This is a genomic window from Flavobacteriales bacterium, from assembly GCA_020435415.1.
Taxonomy (GTDB): Bacteria; Bacteroidota; Bacteroidia; order JACJYZ01; family JACJYZ01; genus JACJYZ01.
Map to the genome: position 1 here is coordinate 25,742 of JAGQZQ010000017.1, position 17,092 is coordinate 42,833.

The 17,092-nt window shown below is 49.4% G+C and carries 15 protein-coding genes; 5 read left to right on the forward strand and 10 right to left on the reverse strand.

Features of this window, described 5'->3' with window-relative positions; genetic code table 11:
* Positions 1-49: 49 nt before the first annotated feature.
* From KDD36_04785 to KDD36_04800, 4 genes are all read right to left on the reverse strand, one after another.
* Positions 50-2,530, reverse strand: coding sequence for a T9SS type A sorting domain-containing protein (locus KDD36_04785; protein ID MCB0395942.1), 2,481 nt, complete (start codon positions 2,528-2,530; stop codon positions 50-52).
* A gap of 146 nt (positions 2,531-2,676) precedes the next feature.
* On the reverse strand, positions 2,677-3,429 hold the full coding sequence (locus KDD36_04790) for a succinate dehydrogenase/fumarate reductase iron-sulfur subunit (GenBank protein MCB0395943.1): 753 nt from the start codon (positions 3,427-3,429) through the stop codon (positions 2,677-2,679).
* Positions 3,430-3,448: 19 nt separating this feature from the next.
* Positions 3,449-5,449 carry a fumarate reductase/succinate dehydrogenase flavoprotein subunit gene (locus tag KDD36_04795; protein MCB0395944.1) on the reverse strand — a complete coding sequence of 667 codons (2,001 nt, stop codon included), beginning with the start codon at positions 5,447-5,449 and terminating at the stop codon, positions 3,449-3,451.
* 22 nt (positions 5,450-5,471) lie between these two features.
* Positions 5,472-6,248, reverse strand: coding sequence for a succinate dehydrogenase cytochrome b subunit (locus tag KDD36_04800; GenBank protein ID MCB0395945.1), 777 nt, complete (start codon positions 6,246-6,248; stop codon positions 5,472-5,474).
* A 106-nt stretch (positions 6,249-6,354) separates the two neighbouring features.
* Here KDD36_04800 and KDD36_04805 point away from each other — a divergent pair, with 106 nt between their 5' ends.
* Positions 6,355-7,644 carry an aminopeptidase P family protein gene (locus KDD36_04805; GenBank protein MCB0395946.1) on the forward strand — a complete coding sequence of 430 codons (1,290 nt, stop codon included), beginning with the start codon at positions 6,355-6,357 and terminating at the stop codon, positions 7,642-7,644.
* A gap of 59 nt (positions 7,645-7,703) precedes the next feature.
* The gene (locus KDD36_04810) at positions 7,704-8,222 is read left to right on the forward strand and encodes a DUF4382 domain-containing protein (GenBank protein ID MCB0395947.1); all 519 of its coding nucleotides are present in this window, start codon (positions 7,704-7,706) and stop codon (positions 8,220-8,222) included.
* Positions 8,223-8,230: 8 nt separating this feature from the next.
* Here the strand turns inward: KDD36_04810 and KDD36_04815 are convergent, their stop codons facing one another.
* Positions 8,231-8,701, reverse strand: a complete 471-nt coding sequence (locus KDD36_04815; protein MCB0395948.1) for an NUDIX domain-containing protein — start codon at positions 8,699-8,701, stop codon at positions 8,231-8,233.
* A 137-nt stretch (positions 8,702-8,838) separates the two neighbouring features.
* On the reverse strand, positions 8,839-10,893 hold the full coding sequence (locus KDD36_04820) for a SpoIIE family protein phosphatase (protein ID MCB0395949.1): 2,055 nt from the start codon (positions 10,891-10,893) through the stop codon (positions 8,839-8,841).
* 127 nt (positions 10,894-11,020) lie between these two features.
* Here KDD36_04820 and KDD36_04825 point away from each other — a divergent pair, with 127 nt between their 5' ends.
* Together KDD36_04825 and KDD36_04830 are read left to right on the forward strand one after the other, a co-directional pair.
* The gene (locus KDD36_04825; GenBank protein ID MCB0395950.1) at positions 11,021-11,917 is read left to right on the forward strand and encodes a DUF2279 domain-containing protein; all 897 of its coding nucleotides are present in this window, start codon (positions 11,021-11,023) and stop codon (positions 11,915-11,917) included.
* 6 nt (positions 11,918-11,923) lie between these two features.
* The gene (locus KDD36_04830; GenBank protein MCB0395951.1) at positions 11,924-12,451 is read left to right on the forward strand and encodes a hypothetical protein; all 528 of its coding nucleotides are present in this window, start codon (positions 11,924-11,926) and stop codon (positions 12,449-12,451) included.
* A 43-nt stretch (positions 12,452-12,494) separates the two neighbouring features.
* Here KDD36_04830 and KDD36_04835 read toward each other — a convergent pair whose 3' ends face one another.
* The 4 genes from KDD36_04835 to KDD36_04850 form a co-directional block, all read right to left on the reverse strand.
* Positions 12,495-13,289, reverse strand: coding sequence for a TPM domain-containing protein (locus tag KDD36_04835; GenBank protein ID MCB0395952.1), 795 nt, complete (start codon positions 13,287-13,289; stop codon positions 12,495-12,497).
* Positions 13,286-13,729, reverse strand: coding sequence for a TPM domain-containing protein (locus tag KDD36_04840; GenBank protein ID MCB0395953.1), 444 nt, complete (start codon positions 13,727-13,729; stop codon positions 13,286-13,288). Before KDD36_04840 ends, KDD36_04835 begins: the two co-directional genes overlap by 4 nt.
* A 2-nt stretch (positions 13,730-13,731) precedes the next feature.
* A complete protein-coding gene (locus KDD36_04845) occupies positions 13,732-14,334 on the reverse strand; it encodes a LemA family protein (GenBank protein MCB0395954.1) in 603 nt (200 codons plus the stop codon).
* Between the two features lie 507 nt (positions 14,335-14,841).
* The gene (locus KDD36_04850; protein ID MCB0395955.1) at positions 14,842-15,480 is read right to left on the reverse strand and encodes a hypothetical protein; all 639 of its coding nucleotides are present in this window, start codon (positions 15,478-15,480) and stop codon (positions 14,842-14,844) included.
* A gap of 693 nt (positions 15,481-16,173) precedes the next feature.
* On the opposite strand from KDD36_04850, the gene KDD36_04855 reads away from it, so the two are divergent.
* A partial coding sequence (locus tag KDD36_04855; protein MCB0395956.1) for a T9SS C-terminal target domain-containing protein occupies positions 16,174-17,092 on the forward strand: 919 nt, incomplete at its 3' end.

The window sequence follows — 17,092 nt, forward strand, 5'->3', positions numbered from 1 at the left end:
CAACGTCTTAATTCTTAATTCTTCATTCTTAACTCTTCATTCATCTTTTCTATTCTATCAAAAGAAGCCTGGTGACCGAAACATTTCCGTCAACCGTGATCCTGGCGAAATACACACCGGGGATCATACCTGCTTGTCCGGAGTTGATGGTTTGCTTATGGTCTCCTTTTTGCCTGAATCCTTCATCAACCAGAGATACCGTTCTTCCGACCATGTCCACGATCTCCAGCCTGACCTGTGCACTTTCCGGCAGTCTGTATATGAGTGTGGTGTTCGAACTGAACGGGTTGGGGAATGCCTGAAGTACCACACCGGATGAAGGCATTGGAGGCAGACTGGTGGTGATATCATCCGGGATATCGATGGCATTGGAATCCACCACGAAATCCATCTGCGTAAAAATGGTATCACTGGCCGTTACGGATACCTCCCAGGTACTGTCCATCGGCAGACCGGGAATATCCACCCATAGGTCGTAGTCACCCGGTTCGATGTTGGAGAATTCATAATATCCTGATCCATTCGTTTTGGTTTCTCCTTTCATCATTCCGGCCGGCTTGGAGCGGATGACGATGTCCACATCGGGAATGGGGTCACCGAAGATCACATTGGTTTCACCCTTCTTGTTGGGGCCACGTCTGACAACTGTTCCGGACAACTTTCCATCGCCGTTCTGCGGCGGAAACTCCACCAGGGTGATGTCTTTAGAGGTACTGTCATCACAATCTACGGTAAACTGTATGGCGTCGCTCCATCTGAATACCGTGTCATGGAAAGTACTTACCGTTTGCGGGTATAGGGTTGTATCGGTACGAACATGAAGGATATAGTTACCGGAGGGCACAGCGGGGAAACTGTAATTTCCCGAGCCGTCCGTGTAAACAGAATCCACGGCAGGCATGACGCCACCAGTCTTGAATTTCAACAGTCTTACTTTCAATCCGGAGGCCCCGCCACCGGAATAGTTCACCTGGCCTGATAACTTCGGATCTGCACCCGTACTGGTGAGGCCATAATTAAAGCTCACCATACATCCGATGGCGTCAGTTACAGAAACCGTATAATCGCCAGCACAAAGATTGGAAGCGGTTTGGGTGGTTTGTCCGTCAGGGTCACTCCACATATAAGTATAGGGAACCGAACCGCCGGTAACGTTCACCATCAAAGAACCGTTGCAACTGCTCTGACAACTGGCCTGTGTTTCAGCGAAAATGTGAGCTATCGCCGTGGGCTCATTTAATGTTGCGGTGGCCCAGACCGTATCTTTATCGACATCGATCACGCGCACGGTGTAAGTGCCTGCAGTTAATCCTGTGGCCTTATTGGTCGTCTGTTGCTGGGCATCATCCCACAGATAGGAATAGGGCATTGTGCCACCACTGGCACTCACCGTTACAGAACCGTTATTGCCTCCGTTGCATGTTACATTCACCTTATTGGAAATGGTAGCACTAAGCGGAGCCGGGCATGGTGCGATCGTTACTCCGGTACAATTCGACTGCCCTGAATTCTTGGCATAACATGATCCACCGGAAAAAGCAATGTTGCTGAAGTTCATTCCCAATAGACATGTGCGTTTTCCTGACAAAGAGACTAACTGTGCCTTTGTACTCGAGCTTGATTGTATGGTTGTTTTTACACCGGGATTCTGTGATTCAAGTGTGCTGAAGCTTTGTGCCGCGGATGCCGGGATGGTGACCGTACCTGTATCTAGCTTAAGGAAATGGTATTGGTTACTTCCGGTTACGGTAAGCTGTGTGGCGTAAAAGGTCACATCGTGGTAAGCCAATCCGCCCCCGCGGAAATTCCCTTGGCCGGGAATCCTGACCACCTCGATAAGGGATGTACCCGGATCGAAAGTCAATCCGGCTGTTTGCGTCATATCCCAGGTTTCCGTAATGCGCACCAGAGATGTGTCGAGGGTAAGGGTTCGGATCAAACTTTGTAAACCGTGGCCATCAAAAACATTACATCGCAGATAATACCCTTTGGTATGAAAACCTCCCTGCCTCAGGATGATGGTTTTCTGGGATTCCAGATCGCTCGAGAGATGCCATTGTGCATCACCGGCAAAGAGGATATCCGCATCCAGCAACTTCCCGTTGGTATGTATGAAATTGGTTCCGGAGAGGCCGTTGAACACGATGGTCCCGTGCATATCCAGTGCCATGTTGGGGTCGATAAAAAAGCTTCCTCCAATAAAAAGGGTATCCGTCACCGCCTGACTGAATACAGGAAAATTGGAAACACCGCTCCATATGACTTTGGCGGCATGCACGTTTCCACTGATAAATATGGTATCACCGGCCTGGGCAAAGGAGCCCGCATCAAACACAACCGTATCAGCCGCGGTGGGGGGACCTGCACCCGGTGCGCCACCGGAAGCATTGGACCAGAACGTAGCCGAGCCGGCCATCCATTGGCCTTTGCCCCCTACCCAATAATAGGTATTGGCCGTAGCGACAAGGGAAGAAATGAGCAGAAAAAATAAAAGAAAAGAAAATCCGGAGGTGGGTAAATTCTGTTTCATAAGAATGCACGATCATGGTTACGGAGAACTATTCTACGTGGCAATCCTCAAAAAGTTCTTCTCTTCATTAAGAACCATTCAAATGCCTGACATTCCTTATGAAAGAAACGAAGATAAAATCGGCCCGGAAGGCCTTTGAATCACATTCAGGATTCTGAGGTAATGGCTGCGCTAAGGTATTCCCTGTTCATACGTGCAATGTTTTCCAAGGAGATCTCCTTGGGGCATTCCACTTCACAGGCACCGGTATTGGTGCAGTTTCCAAAGCCTTCTTCATCCATCTGTTTCACCATGTTCAATACCCTCTGGCGGGCTTCGGCTTTACCCTGAGGCAACAAGGCCAATTGGCTCACCTTGGCTGAAACAAACAACATGGCAGACGCATTTTTACATGTAGCCACACACGCACCACAACCGATACAGGTAGCGGCATCAAATGCTTTATCCGCATTCTCCTTTGGGACAGGAATGGCATTCGCATCGATGGTGTTACCGGATGTATTGACGGATACAAAGCCACCCACCGACATGATGCGATCGAAGGCCGAGCGGTCAACCACCAAGTCTTTGACCACCGGAAATGCTTGTGCCCTCCAGGGTTCAATGGTGATGGTGTCACCATCTTTGAAGGAGCGCATATGCAGTTGGCAAGTCGTGATTCCGCGACCCGGGCCGTGCGCTTCACCGTTGATGAACATGCTGCACATCCCGCAGATACCTTCCCTGCAATCATGGTCGAAGGCTACCGGATCCTGACCGCTTTCGATCAATTTATTATTCAGCACGTCGATCATTTCGAGGAAAGACTGGTCAGGTGAAATATCGGTGACCTTGTATTCTTCGATCCTGCCTTTGTCGTTGGGGCCGTTCTGGCGCCAGATCCTGAGGTTAAGGTTCATCTTGTCTCTGTGCTTTAGGTTATTTATAGGAGCGTTGTTTCAGCTCAATGTTTTCATACTTCAGTTCTTCCTTGTGAAGCACTGCATCGGCGGGTTCACCCTTGTGTTCCCAGGCGGCCACATAGGTAAAACTGGCATCATCCCTTTTTGCTTCACCTTCTTCTGTTTGATGTTCTTCCCGGAAATGTCCTCCGCAGGATTCTTCACGTTGAAGTGCGTCCTTGCACATCAATTCACCCAGCTCCAGGAAGTCTGCCACACGTCCGGCTTTCTCCAGTTCCTGGTTGAACTCTTCTGCCTTACCGGGAACTTTCACATCCTTCCAGAACTCTTCACGGATGGCTTTGATCTCTTCCATGGCCTCTTTCAGTCCTGCGGCATTCCTTGCCATTCCGCATTTATCCCACATCACCTTTCCAAGGCGTTTGTGGAAATAGTCTACAGAATGTTTGCCATTGTTCGAAAGGAAATGGTTGATCTTTTCGCGCACCTGCTTTTCGGCTTCCACAAATTCAGGGCTATCTGTAGAGATCGGTCCGGTACGGATATCGTTGGACAGGTATTCGCCGATGGTGTAAGGGATCACGAAATAGCCATCTGCCAGTCCCTGCATGAGCGCAGAGGCCCCCAGGCGGTTGGCGCCGTGATCGGAGAAGTTCGCTTCACCTAAGGCATAGCAACCCGGAATGGAAGTCATCAGGTTATAATCCACCCAGATTCCCCCCATCGTGTAATGCACGGCGGGATATATTTTCATCGGTGTGAAATACGGATTGTCATCCGTGATCTTTTCATACATCTGGAAAAGGTTGCCGTATTTGGTTTCCACCACTTTACGGCCCATTTCAAGGATTTGCTCTTTCGTCGGGTTGTGGATACCGCCTGTATTGGCAGCTGTTTTTCCGTAGCGCTCAATAGCTGATGTGAAGTCAAGATAGACCGCCTCACCAGTGGCATTCACTCCGAATCCGGCATCACACCTTTCCTTGGCTGCTCTGGAAGCTACGTCCCGAGGCACGAGATTTCCGAAGGAAGGGTATCTCCGTTCCAGGTAATAGTCACGATCTTCTTCGGCGATCTCCGTAGGTTTCTTGCTGCCGGCGCGGATGGCTTCAGCATCTTCCTTTTTCTTCGGCACCCAGATTCTTCCGTCGTTCCTCAATGACTCGGACATCAGGGTCAGTTTCGATTGGTATTCACCTGAAACCGGAATACAGGTCGGATGGATCTGTGTATAGCACGGATTGGCAAAGTAGGCGCCCTTCCTATGTGCCTTCCATGCCGCGGTGCAGTTGGAACCCATGGCATTGGTAGACAAGAAGAATACATTTCCATATCCACCGCTACAGATCAGTACGGCATGTGCTGAGTGGCGCTCGATCTCGCCGGTGATCAGGTTACGTGCGATAATGCCTCGGGCCTTTCCATCAACGATGACAAGGTCCAGCATCTCATGGCGGTTATACATCTTCACCTTTCCCTTACCTATCTGACGGCTTAATGCAGAGTACGCACCCAATAACAACTGCTGTCCGGTCTGACCTTTTGCATAAAAAGTTCTGGAAACCTGTACACCACCGAAAGAGCGGTTGTCGAGCAATCCACCGTATTCTCTTGCGAAAGGCACCCCCTGAGCCACACACTGGTCGATGATACTGGCGGACACTTCGGCCAGCCGGTACACGTTGGCTTCCCGGGAACGGTAGTCGCCCCCTTTTACCGTATCATAAAAGAGTCTGAATACGCTATCCCCATCGTTCTGGTAATTTTTTGCGGCATTGATTCCTCCCTGGGCAGCAATGGAGTGAGCACGCCTGGGGCTATCCTGAAAGCAGAAGGCTTTTACATTATAGCCCAACTCCGCCAATGAGGCGGCTGCTGAAGCACCTGCAAGGCCGGTACCCACAACGATCACATCAATGAGTCGTTTATTGGCCGGGCTTACAAGCGGAACGTGGCTCTTGTGATCTTTCCACTTTGTTTCCAGCGGACCTTCGGGAATTCTTGAGTTCAATGCCATGGTATATGGAATCTTAATGAATTCAGTGCATGAAAAATATATAAACCGGAATGGCTGCGAACAGCAGGGATACGATGACTGCAAACGCAGTTCCGGTTTTCTTGATCAGTGGGGTATACTTATGATGTCTGAGGCCCAGAGATTGGAAAGCACTCTGAAAACCGTGAGACAAATGAAAGGCCATCGCCAGCATACTGAAGACATAAAGGATCACGATCCAGGGTACCTGAAAAGCCTTCATGACTTCCGTATATAAATCCTTCATCACCGGTCCGGCACTTTGGCCGTTCACCATCACTATTCCATTCACCACCTGACCTCCGGCAACTGCCTCTCCGGACTTAAGCAGCGGCGTGGTCATGTCCTGTGCAGTCATATAAGGTAGCGCGCCGAATTTGTACTCGTACCAGAAGTCCGACATGTGCACCACAATGTAGATCAGGAGGATCAGTCCGAGCACCGCCATGTTCCTGGAAGCCCAGGCGCTGTTGGCTCCGGCGTTGTTGCTGGCATAGGCGACCGGTCTGGCTTTCTTGTTTGCAACCGTGAGCATAATGCCGTCGATCGCATGAAAAATAATACTGAGGTAGGTCAGGTAAGACAGAAGCTTTACCGCCGGATTGGTGGTCATGAAAACCGCATATTCATTGAATTGCAAACGGCCTTCATATCCTGACATAAACAATTGGAGATTACCTGCAAGGTGTCCGATCAGGAACAAACACAAGAAGAGACCGGTAAAGGCCATCCAGTACTTTTTCGCCAGGGATGATTTCAAAATGGCAGAAGAACCGCTCATGGAGATGGGATTTCGTGAAACGCTATGCTAAAAAAACTATATTAGCTGATGCAAATTTAACAGACGGTTCCAATAAATAAAATCCGATTTAGACGAATATTAGTAAATGAGATACCAAGCTATCAATCAACTGTTATTCATTAAAAACAGGGAACGATTCCGCGAAAAACTAAAAAAAGGCGGAATGGCCATTTTCAATTCCAACGATGTGATGCCCACCAATGCTGATGGCATCATGGCTTTTCGTCAAAACAATGATCTGTTCTATTTGTGCGGAATTGATCAGGAAGAAACCGTTCTTGTAATCTTTCCTGACGCCAAAAAAGAAGAACACCGCGAAATTCTTTTTGTAAAAGAAACCAGCGAGGAGATTGCGATATGGGAAGGCGAGAAATTGACCAAGGCCGCCGCTTCCAATCTTTCAGGTATCAAAACGGTATACTGGTTGTCCGAATTACAGGCGGTATTGGATACGTTGGTGGCCGAGGCTTCCTGCCTTTATCTGAACACCAACGAACACCCCAGGGCCAAGATCGAAGTAGAAACCCGCGATGCCAGGTTCATCAAATGGATGAAAACCAAATACGGCATCGAGACCTTTGAAAAGAGTGCGCCCATCATGCACGCCCTGCGCATGATCAAGAACGACACGGAGATCGCCATTATCCAGAAAGCATGCAACATCACCGAAAGCGGTTTCCGGCGGATACTCAACTTTATAAGGCCGGGGGTGATGGAATATGAGATCGAGGCGGAACTTGCTTATGAATTTATCCGTCAGGGTTCACGCGGATTCGCTTATACCCCCATCGTTGCCTCAGGTGCAAATGCGTGCGTTTTACATTATATAGAGAACCACCACGTGTGCATGGATGGAGATGTGATCCTTCTGGATGTGGCGGCGGAATATGCCAACTATGCCTCCGACCTGACACGCTCAGTTCCGGTTAATGGAAGATACACAGACAGGCAAAAGGATGTATACAACGCCGTGCTCAGGGTGATGAAGCAAGCCATCGCCATGCTGGTACCCGGAAACAATATCAAAGAGTATCACAAGGCGGTTGGCGCCCTAATGGAAGAGGAGCTGATCAAGCTGGGACTACTGGACGCACAGGCCGTCAAAGCACAGGATCCGGAAAAACCTTTGTATAAAAAATACTTCATGCATGGCACCTCCCATCACATGGGCCTGGATGTGCATGACGTTTCTACAGCTGACGCGCCTTTCGCACCGGGCATGGTCTTCACCTGCGAACCGGGTATCTACATCCGGGAAGAGAATCTCGGCATCCGTCTTGAAAACGATCTGGTGATCACCGAAAAGGGACCGGTGGACCTCATGGCCAATATCCCCATTGAGATCGAAGAGATCGAAAATTTGATGAATCGCTAGGTATTTCTTACCTTTCGTATGATCTTTGGATCACGATGTGTTTCTAAACACCCCATACTATGAAGAAGATAATGTTGATTGGCCTGATGGCCGGCCTGACAGTGCTGGCAGCCTGTAAGAAAGACGAATCCTCAGGCAGACTGCAAATCCGCCTGACCGACGCACCGGTTAACTACGATGCGGTATGGGTAGAGATCGAGCGGGTGGATATCCACCTGGTCTCCGATCAGAACGGCGGAGAATGGATTGAACTTCCGACAGAAAGCGGGAAATACGACCTGCTTGAACTTCAGAACGGCATCGATACGCCGCTGGTGGATGTGAGCAACCTGCCCGCCGGAAAGATCACCCAGCTTCGGATGATCCTGGGCAGCAATAACGAACTCGACATCAACGGCACCTTAACACCGATGAAAGTCCCCAGTGGCTCCCAGACCGGTATCAAGGTGGTTGGAAAAATGGAACTGGATCCCAATCAGACCCTGGTGGTGAGGTTGGACTTCGATGCCGGTGCTTCCGTGGTGGATCAGGGTTCGGGTGAATACCACCTCAAACCCGTCATCAAGGTTCTGGAGTAAGTCAGGGACTACCTGTCGAAGAAGGAGTCCTCACGTCCGAACAACATGTCCATGTTGTAAGGCACGACGAGTTCCGGTAATTCGTTTTCTCCGAAATATCCGAGGTCTTTTGTTTCAGGATCGGTGTAGGCACCGTAGGTCCCTCCTGTGACTTCACATGTAAAGAAGAGAATGGTGGGTTCACCCAGATCTCCGTTGGAATAGGTGTGGCGGTACTTTGGCCCACCTGCAACGCCCACAAGTTTCAGGGGGCGTACTTCGAGACCGGTCTCTTCCAGCACTTCCCGGAACAGGGATTCAGCGGGCGTCTCCCCGGGTTCCATAATTCCGGACGGCAAGCTCCATCCGATGCCTTCACCCTTGTATTGCAGCAACAACTTCCCTTCTTCATTATGTATAATTCCAGCGGTAGCGACATACATCAGCAGGTCGTGCCCGATGTGTTTTCTGAGTTGAGCAATGTATGGAGGGATGGCCATCAGGTCAGGTTAAAAGTAAAACGTCGCAAGATACAAGATGACAATGATCCAGGCGACGATCAGCAGCACAAAAAGCACTTTATTGATCTTTACCGGATCTCCCGGCGGTTTTTCAGGCTTTCTGATCCGCATGGTATTCATTCAACAAACTTCACTCCTATCCCACACACGTCATCCACCTGCTCCATGGAACCTTTCCAATTAACAAACGTTTTTTCCAGCGTTTGAAGTTGTTCATTTATCGGCAATCGACTTACTTGTATCAACAACTCTTTGAACGGTGTGTACTTGAATTTCTTCCCCTTCGGGCCACCGAACTGATCCGGAAAACCATCGGTAAAAATGTAAACATGGTCTCCTTTCTCCGGGGTGAATGAATGCGTGGTAAATGGTTTCCGGTCGGCATATTTTCCTACCGGCTGGCGATCTCCCTTGATCTCTTTAAGACCATTTTCATTCACGAGATAAAGAGGATTATTCGCTCCGGCAAAGGACAGCACGCGCTTCTTCTTATCCCAGGCACAAAGTGCGATGTCCATGCCGTCCCTCACTTCATCTTCACTGCGCGCGAAAGTGTCGATCACCAGGTCGGTGACTTTATCCAGGACCTGTCCCGGATCGGTCATCCCGAATTCACGGACCGCCCGGTTCAATGCATTGTTGCATACCACGCTCACCATGGCTCCGGGCACCCCATGGCCCGTACAATCTGCAGCGGCAAAAAGAAGATGATCACCGGACTCCTCCACCCAATAAAAATCCCCGGCCACGATATCTTTTGGCAGGTACATCACAAAACTTTGCGGAAGCAATGCGCGCATCTGCTTTGAAGGCGGGAGAATGGCCTGCTGGATTCTCCTGGCATAAGCAATGGAGTCAAGTATCTCCTTGTTCTTGAATTCGATCTCCGATTTCTGACTGGCGATCTCGCTGGTGCGTTCCCTTACCTGTTCTTCGAGCCGGATATTCTGCTGACTTTTCAAAGCGTTCATCTCTTCCAGACGTTGCACCGCCTCATCCTTGAACATCTTGAATTTATCCACAATGGCAAAAGACAACAGCACGACTTCGATGGATGAACCGATCTGCAGACTGTAATCGGTGAGGAAGTGACTCGGTGCCGCCCCGAAATTCCTGAGGATAAATGCGAATACGGAAATGATCAGCGCGATGAATGCAATCAGGAAGAACCGGGCCGCCTTGAACTTTCTTCTCACAGCCACGATGGCGGTAGGGATGATGGCAATATTGAGCAGGAAAGTGAGGATGTTGATGGCAAGGATGGATGCCTGGTATGCCGCCTGAACATTAACACAAGCCAGCAATGCATTCAGTAAAACCAGCACACCTACCCACCTGAAGAAGCGGTCCGCACCTGGCATGACCGAGGCAGTATTCAGGAACCATTGTGTAAACCGGATCAGGAAGAATACGGTCAGAGATGCCAGGAACGGCAAAGAATGATTGGCCACATAGGGATGATCGGGCCACAGGTATTGAAAACCATGACCACCCAGTCCCATTTGCAGAAAGACCAGTCCCAGCAGGTAAAGCAGATAGTACAGATTGGCCCGCTCCCGGATGATCAGGTAGATGAACAGGTTGAGCAGAAATACAAAAAACACGATCCCATAGTAGATCCCGAAAATGTACTGTTCATCATAATCACGTTTGGCGACTGATGTTTTGGTCCACAGTGCCATGGGCAAATAAAACTGGTCCCCGTGGTTATCGATACGCAGCAGAATATCCGTCGGACTCCAGATGCTGAATTGATAAAAGCGGTGATCAACCGGGCGGTGACTGAAGGGGAAATAATCCCCGGTGCTTTCCATCAACACAGGCTTCCCTTTATAAAACTCGTAGCGTTCCACCAGATCCAGGTTCGGGTTCTTTAATTCAAGGATAAGTTCACGTGGTGTCCGGGAGGTGACCCGGATGCGTATCCAAACCGCACCGTCATAAAAACCAAAATTGGGAATGGTCTTTTCATAGGGTTTGAAATCACCCCAGGGAAGACTGTCGGCGGTGAATTTCCGATCTTCATCCATCAGATAGCGGATATCCTTGCCTTCAACTGCACGGGAAGTGAACGCCCCGGAAATATTGATCCCCCAACCTGTTATAGGCAGGAGAAAGAAGAGAAGCAAAGGCCTTATGATGGATTTGACGGACACAATGAAACAAGTCATGTCTAAGATATAGACAATTGTGAAAATACAACGGTAGGAAATCCATTACCCTGCCTGGCATAAATTCGGATTCATCCCCAATCAGGCAAATGCATAATCTGGGTTCAACTTTATTACCTTTGCCCGGATGAAACCGATCAGGGTCTTATTTGTGATCTGTGCATTGCTGGTGATTCAGCCCGTCTCGGCAGCCACATGGCCTTCCGATAGCATTGTTGCGCAGGATACCGTGCGTGTGAACTACATCCGGTTCGGCGGCGTGTGTGTGGCTGCAGCATCTACCCTTGGTGCATCGTATATCCATCTCCAAAACACGTGGTGGAAAGAAACGCAGCAGGGCTTCCATTTTGATACCGGAGCTGACCTGAAGTACGCGGTGAATCTGGATAAGTTCGGACACTTTTTCGGAGGTGTTATTGCTTCGGATATCTACAGTCGCTCATTGAAATGGTGTCATTTTTCCGAACGCAAGTGTTTGTGGTACGGCGCGGGTTTCGGCGTATTTGTGCAAATGGCCATAGAAGTGAAGGATGCCTTTGCGCCTCGCTGGGGGTTCAGTTACTGGGATGTGATCAGCGGTAGTGTGGGAAGCCTCTACCCGGTGGGACAACACTACTTTCCATTCCTGGCAGCCACACAACCGAAGTTGAGTTATTACAAACGTACCAACCGTTACTTTGACACCGTAAATCCCCATGCACGGAAAAATGCGTGGAACGATGATTACATCAACCAGACCTATTGGTTGTCTTTCCGACTGAAGGACTACTTCGGGGAAGACCGCATGAAGTGGTGGCCGGCGTTTCTGGGCATTGCTGCCGGCGTGGGGGTAGATGAAGAAGTGGATGGCAAGGGAGCCGGAAATATAGAAACGTATCTGGCGCTCGACTACGACCTGCCTTCCCTGTTCCCGAAAGAACGAAAAGTATGGCGTACCATCGCGCATTTTGTAAACTATATTAAGCTACCCGCACCAACCCTCCGTTTCACTCCGGAATTCAAAGCTTATGGTGCTTTCATGTAGTCAGGTATGAGAACATTTGCTATCCATATACTGTGTTTGATGCTGCTGGTTCCTGCCATACTGAAGGCCGACGTAGGTGAAACACATGACCTGAATATTCAGAGAAAGGCCCTTATGGATAAAATAGAAAGGGTGAAGATTGGTGGATATCCGGATTCTCTTATGCTTTTGCAAGCCGAAATCATCCATATTGATGAATTGCTTCTCGCCAGCATGAACGAGACATTGGAGAGAGAGCGGGCATTTGCTTCGAAGGACCGGAAATTATTGAAAGGACACCGCATCATGAGCGGTTTTTTCATCGGCCTCTTTCTGATCAGCCTGGCCATTCTTCTTATCACCCATAAAAGAATGCGCATGGAAGAAAAGCCGGTGAACTTTTATGGCCGCCTGCTGACGGATGCACGAAATTTCTTTTTACATCCTCTTCGCCTGACGAAGAACGGCCGCCAGGATATGTCCGGGGTATTGGTCCTGTTCAGCTTGCTGGCCATGGTCCTTTCGCTGATACTTCAATTGCTCTGGGTGCTGTAAAAAAAGAGCAATGGTAAAGGCCGTGATGCCATTGTTCTTCAAATCACCAGCTACCTCCTGCACCGCCGCCGCCGAAACCACCACCACCGAAACCGCCGAAGCCACCGCCTCCTCCGCCAAAGCCGCTTCCACCACCGAAGCCGCCACCGCTATGTCTACCCGATGAATTCAACAACCAGAAGGCCGTCCAAAAAGGGATATCATTTATCCTTGAATAATGTCGTGCACGCCAAATACTGCCTACAGAGCTAAGCAGTATTACCATAAAAATACCCAGAAAGCCGAAGATGAGTTCACGTTTGTCCAGCCAACTTTTTTGTTTCCTGTTACCATACTGAGCTGCCGTAATCTCTCCCGCAGCCAGTTGCTTTAGCACTTCTACACCATCTACAATCCCTCCATAATAGTCTTCTGCTTTAAACTTTGGGATCATCGTTCTTTCAATGATACGCTTGCAGATGGCATCGGGAATGGCACCTTCCAGTCCATAGCCCGTAGCGATGAACATCTTTCGTTCCCGCGGACTCACCAGCACCACAATGCCGTTGTCGAACTCCTTTTGTCCCACGCCCCACTCATGCCCCACTGCGATCGCATACTCCGAAGGATCGTAGCCGGCGAGGTCATTCGTGATCAGCACTACGATCTGGTTGGACGTGGAATCGTCAAAAGCAACCAGGCTGTTCTCAAGTGACTGTGCCTGTGCCTGCGTTAATGTACCGGTAAAATCATTGACCAGATGTGGCGGATCAGGACGTGGCGGGATACCTTTTTTGCCACCGGCTGAAACGGAAAGAAAAAATGCAATGAGGAGAGAAAGAAAGACGTATTTCTTCATGTCGTCCCTCCGTAAGATATGTCATCCGGCAGTTCATTCACATCATCTTCCTGTACCGGAAAATGTTTTCTCAACTGCTCCCCGGCCATGCCAATGCCTTCGGTGATGCCCTGCGCATAACGGTTCTCTTTGAAATGCGCCAGCATATGCTCTTTGATGTTATCCCAGAAATCCGGCGGCACGATATCGTTGATGCCCTTGTCACCCAGGATGGCAAACTTGTGATCTTTCACGGCTACGTAAAACAGAACGCCATTCCGTAAGGCGGACGCATCCATGTCCAGCTTGTGAAACACCACCGCCGCCCGGTTAAGCACATCTGCCTTACAATGATTCTCGAGGTGCAGACGTATTTCTCCGGACGTACGGTTTTCAGCGTCACGTATGGCTCTCAGTATGCCGTCCTTTTCCTGTTGGGTGAGAAAGTCGCGGATGTCCATATTTAGAATTTCACTTCCGGCGCTTTGGCGCTGGTTGGCTCTGCTTCAAAGGGTGTCATCACTTCAAACTCACCGTCGGAGGATGCCCAGCCGATGAATATGTTGTTCGGGAATTTACGCAGATAGGTGTTGTAAACTTTTACCTCTTCGTTGAAGCGTTCACGCGCCACAGCGATCCGGTTTTCCGTTCCTTCGAGTTGAGCCTGTAATTCCAGGAAATTCTGGTTGGCCTTCAGGTCGGGATATTTCTCTACGGTCACCAATAAGCGGGACAGGGCAGAAGAAAGTCCGGCTTGTGCCTGTTGGAATTTTGCAAGGGATTCTGCATTCAAATCACCTGCCTGGATGGTGGTACTGGTGGCTTTTGCGCGTGCCTCGGTCACTGCCGTCAGCACTTGCTCTTCATGTGCCGCATATCCCTTGACCGTACTCACCAGGTTAGGGATCAGGTCGGCACGGCGCTGGTAGGTGGCTTCAACATTTGACCATTTCGCCTTCACATTCTCTTGCAGCCCAACTGCCTTATTATATGTACCTGGTATTTTAAACAGGAAGTAGACAACGATAATGCCAACAACTCCCAAAACAATCCAAAGTGTTCTCATGTATTTGTTGATAGATTAGTTCGGACACACCTGTACAAAGGCCATTCCGAACCCCGGGAAAGCGACATAGTGTCAGGGTTTCTGTCCTGCCGGCGAGTCCGACGACTCTACTTTTGCCACAGCTGCCTGTTACCGGACGGTCTGTCATGGCATGTTAAATGGACGCGTTGACCACTTACTTTCCGCATTCATGGTACGATTACCGAATTGGGAAACTGATGTGTTGGGCGAAGGTTGCACCTTCGTCCTATTATATTCAAAGCGTTCCGCTTTAGTATTTTGTACTTTGAACGATACCTGTCCTTGAGCTGAGTGCAGAAAGTAGCTTAAAGCTACAAGATAGACAGACGAAGGTGCACCTGTCCCGGTATCGCAATGATCCGGGAACCTTCGCCTAACCACCGAGTTTGCCTTACCGCCCTGACAGGGAAGTCAAATCTACAACCAAAGCGCATCATGCATTCCACCGATTCATTTTAATAAGTGGTCAATGCATTAATAAAATAATTAAAGAAATATACCCAGCTGGATGGCCACCCTGGGTGTGACGCCGGTATAACTGAAATCCCACAGATCACCTTTACCTCTGTGTCCGTTCACATCGCTGTACTTTATTCCTCCCCCGACGGACACATCTGAGATCACCCTTTGGGAAATGACAAATCGGGCGCCAAAGGTGATGCCGCCGTTGAATGTCTTGATCTTCTCATTTACATCATACTCGAAATAATCCACGTAGCCCAGATCGTTGGTATATGAGTAACGCGTCACGTCCCGCTGAACATAACCGGACACCAGGTAAGGCGCGAAAAATGCACCGGCCTTCTTGATCCTGCCATCTTCCATTCCGAAATACATCCTTCTTTGAAGCTCCAGGAACACACCGGTCCTGTCATTGCCATCGGCGTCGTTCAGTGTAACGCCCAGATTAGCCATCCAACTGTTCGCTCCTGAGACGTTCAGGCGTTCCGCACCCACCATGAAAGTATTCGTGGCAAAGTATAAGGGACTGTGAACAAAAGTCCACCGGACATTATGGTCTGTTGAATCCTGAGCTTTTGAAGAAGATGCGCAAAGGCTTATGCAAGCGGTTAATCCTATCAGATATCCCTTCATGCGGGATGTTTTTCCTGGATATTGTTTCATTTGGATTGGTTTTATTTCATAACGGTGCGGTAAACGTAAAGGTCTGCTTATTCCGAATTTCCACAAACCTTTTTTGCATTTCATTACGCATTGACCACTTTGCATGGGAAGTTATATCGAGTCTGTAAATGGCAATACCGAGGTGTTGGGCGAAGGTTGCACCTTCGTCCTGTTATCTTCAAAGCGTTCCCCATTGGTATTTTCTACTGAGAGTTCTTCCTCAGTTACCAGCACTGTAAGCTAAGATGAAGCAAGTAGCTTAAAGCTACGGGATAGACAGACGAAGGTGCACCTGTCCCGGTATCGCAATGATCCGGGAACCTTCGCCTAACCACCGAAATTCACCTTACTTAGGAATGACAGCATTCAAGCACTCTTATCATTCTAACCATTACGCATAGTAACCTTGTCATCCCGATGTACAACAAGGATATCTAAATCTGAAAACAAGACAAATCAGTACATCTTGGAAAGTGGTCAACGCATTATTTCCTTACCTCCACATACCCGGAAATATCGCTCACATCATATTATCCACCGTTTATCACCGGTTAACTTCCGTACTCTCATTACCGGTTGTAAGGTGCCATACGGCGACGTATCATTGTGTGTATCCTTTTTCATACACCTGAATTCCCCGATATAGAGCTTCCGAGTGTTCTATACCGGGGTTTTTTATTACGAACACACCACATGATGAGAACCGACCGACTGCTGCTTGCCTTTTTCCTCCTTTCCGTCACACCTGTATTTGCCGGTAAAAGCCCGGGGCGTACCTTAGTCAACACAACCACCCAACAAAAAACATCGTCTGCCGATTGTGATCCGCCAACCGCACAGACCGACCTAGATGTAAACAATGTGCGCACCCGCTTGATGAATGGCGGCGATATGTGGTGGGATTTGAATGTGGAACGATACGAGATTCCTAAAAATTCCAATAAGCACAGCATGTTTGCAGGTTCACTATGGATCGGTGGGTTTGATTCGGGTAAACAGCTCAAGGTGGCTGCGCAGACCTACCGTCAGAATGGTACGGACTTCTGGCCCGGACCGCTATCGGCGAACGGTTCTACAGATCAGGCGACGTGTAAAGAATGGGATACGCACTTCAAGATCAACCGGAGTGTGGTGGAGCAGTTCGTGGAGGATTACAATAACAGCCCGGGGACCTCCATTCCGGATGTGATCGCCAACTGGCCTGCCCACGGGAATACCGCCAACGGCGAGGATTACTATATGGCTCCCTTTACGGATGTGGATGGCAACGGCAGCTACGATCCCTCCGCCGGAGATTACCCGGGCTTCGATATTGACGGAACACAGGGATGTGATGCAGGTCTTTTCGGCGACCAGGCCATCTGGTGGGTCTTCAACGATCGGGGGAACATCCACACGGAGACCGGCGCAGAACCTATCGGACTGGAGATTCACGCGCAAGCTTTCGGTTTTGCCACCAACGATGAGATCAACAACATGACCTTTTACCGCTATAAAATTATTAACCGTTCTTCCTTCCGGTTAGACAGCACCTACTTCGGGCAATGGGCGGACCCTGACCTGGGCAACCGCCTGGATGACTATGTAGGGTGTGATGTGGGTCGTGGACTGG

Excerpts from the sequence above, each read along its gene's own strand:
- KDD36_04785 (MCB0395942.1), bottom strand. The coding sequence starts at position 2,530 with ATGAAACAGAATTTACCCACCTCCGGATTTTCTTTTCTTTTATTTTTT.
- KDD36_04790 (MCB0395943.1), bottom strand. The coding sequence starts at position 3,429 with ATGAACCTTAACCTCAGGATCTGGCGCCAGAACGGCCCCAACGACAAA.
- KDD36_04795 (MCB0395944.1), bottom strand. The coding sequence starts at position 5,449 with ATGGCATTGAACTCAAGAATTCCCGAAGGTCCGCTGGAAACAAAGTGG.
- KDD36_04800 (MCB0395945.1), bottom strand. The coding sequence starts at position 6,248 with ATGAGCGGTTCTTCTGCCATTTTGAAATCATCCCTGGCGAAAAAGTAC.
- KDD36_04805 (MCB0395946.1), top strand. The coding sequence starts at position 6,355 with ATGAGATACCAAGCTATCAATCAACTGTTATTCATTAAAAACAGGGAA.
- KDD36_04810 (MCB0395947.1), top strand. The coding sequence starts at position 7,704 with ATGAAGAAGATAATGTTGATTGGCCTGATGGCCGGCCTGACAGTGCTG.
- KDD36_04815 (MCB0395948.1), bottom strand. The coding sequence starts at position 8,701 with ATGGCCATCCCTCCATACATTGCTCAACTCAGAAAACACATCGGGCAC.
- KDD36_04820 (MCB0395949.1), bottom strand. The coding sequence starts at position 10,893 with ATGACTTGTTTCATTGTGTCCGTCAAATCCATCATAAGGCCTTTGCTT.
- KDD36_04825 (MCB0395950.1), top strand. The coding sequence starts at position 11,021 with ATGAAACCGATCAGGGTCTTATTTGTGATCTGTGCATTGCTGGTGATT.
- KDD36_04830 (MCB0395951.1), top strand. The coding sequence starts at position 11,924 with ATGAGAACATTTGCTATCCATATACTGTGTTTGATGCTGCTGGTTCCT.
- KDD36_04835 (MCB0395952.1), bottom strand. The coding sequence starts at position 13,289 with ATGAAGAAATACGTCTTTCTTTCTCTCCTCATTGCATTTTTTCTTTCC.
- KDD36_04840 (MCB0395953.1), bottom strand. The coding sequence starts at position 13,729 with ATGGACATCCGCGACTTTCTCACCCAACAGGAAAAGGACGGCATACTG.
- KDD36_04845 (MCB0395954.1), bottom strand. The coding sequence starts at position 14,334 with ATGAGAACACTTTGGATTGTTTTGGGAGTTGTTGGCATTATCGTTGTC.
- KDD36_04850 (MCB0395955.1), bottom strand. The coding sequence starts at position 15,480 with ATGAAACAATATCCAGGAAAAACATCCCGCATGAAGGGATATCTGATA.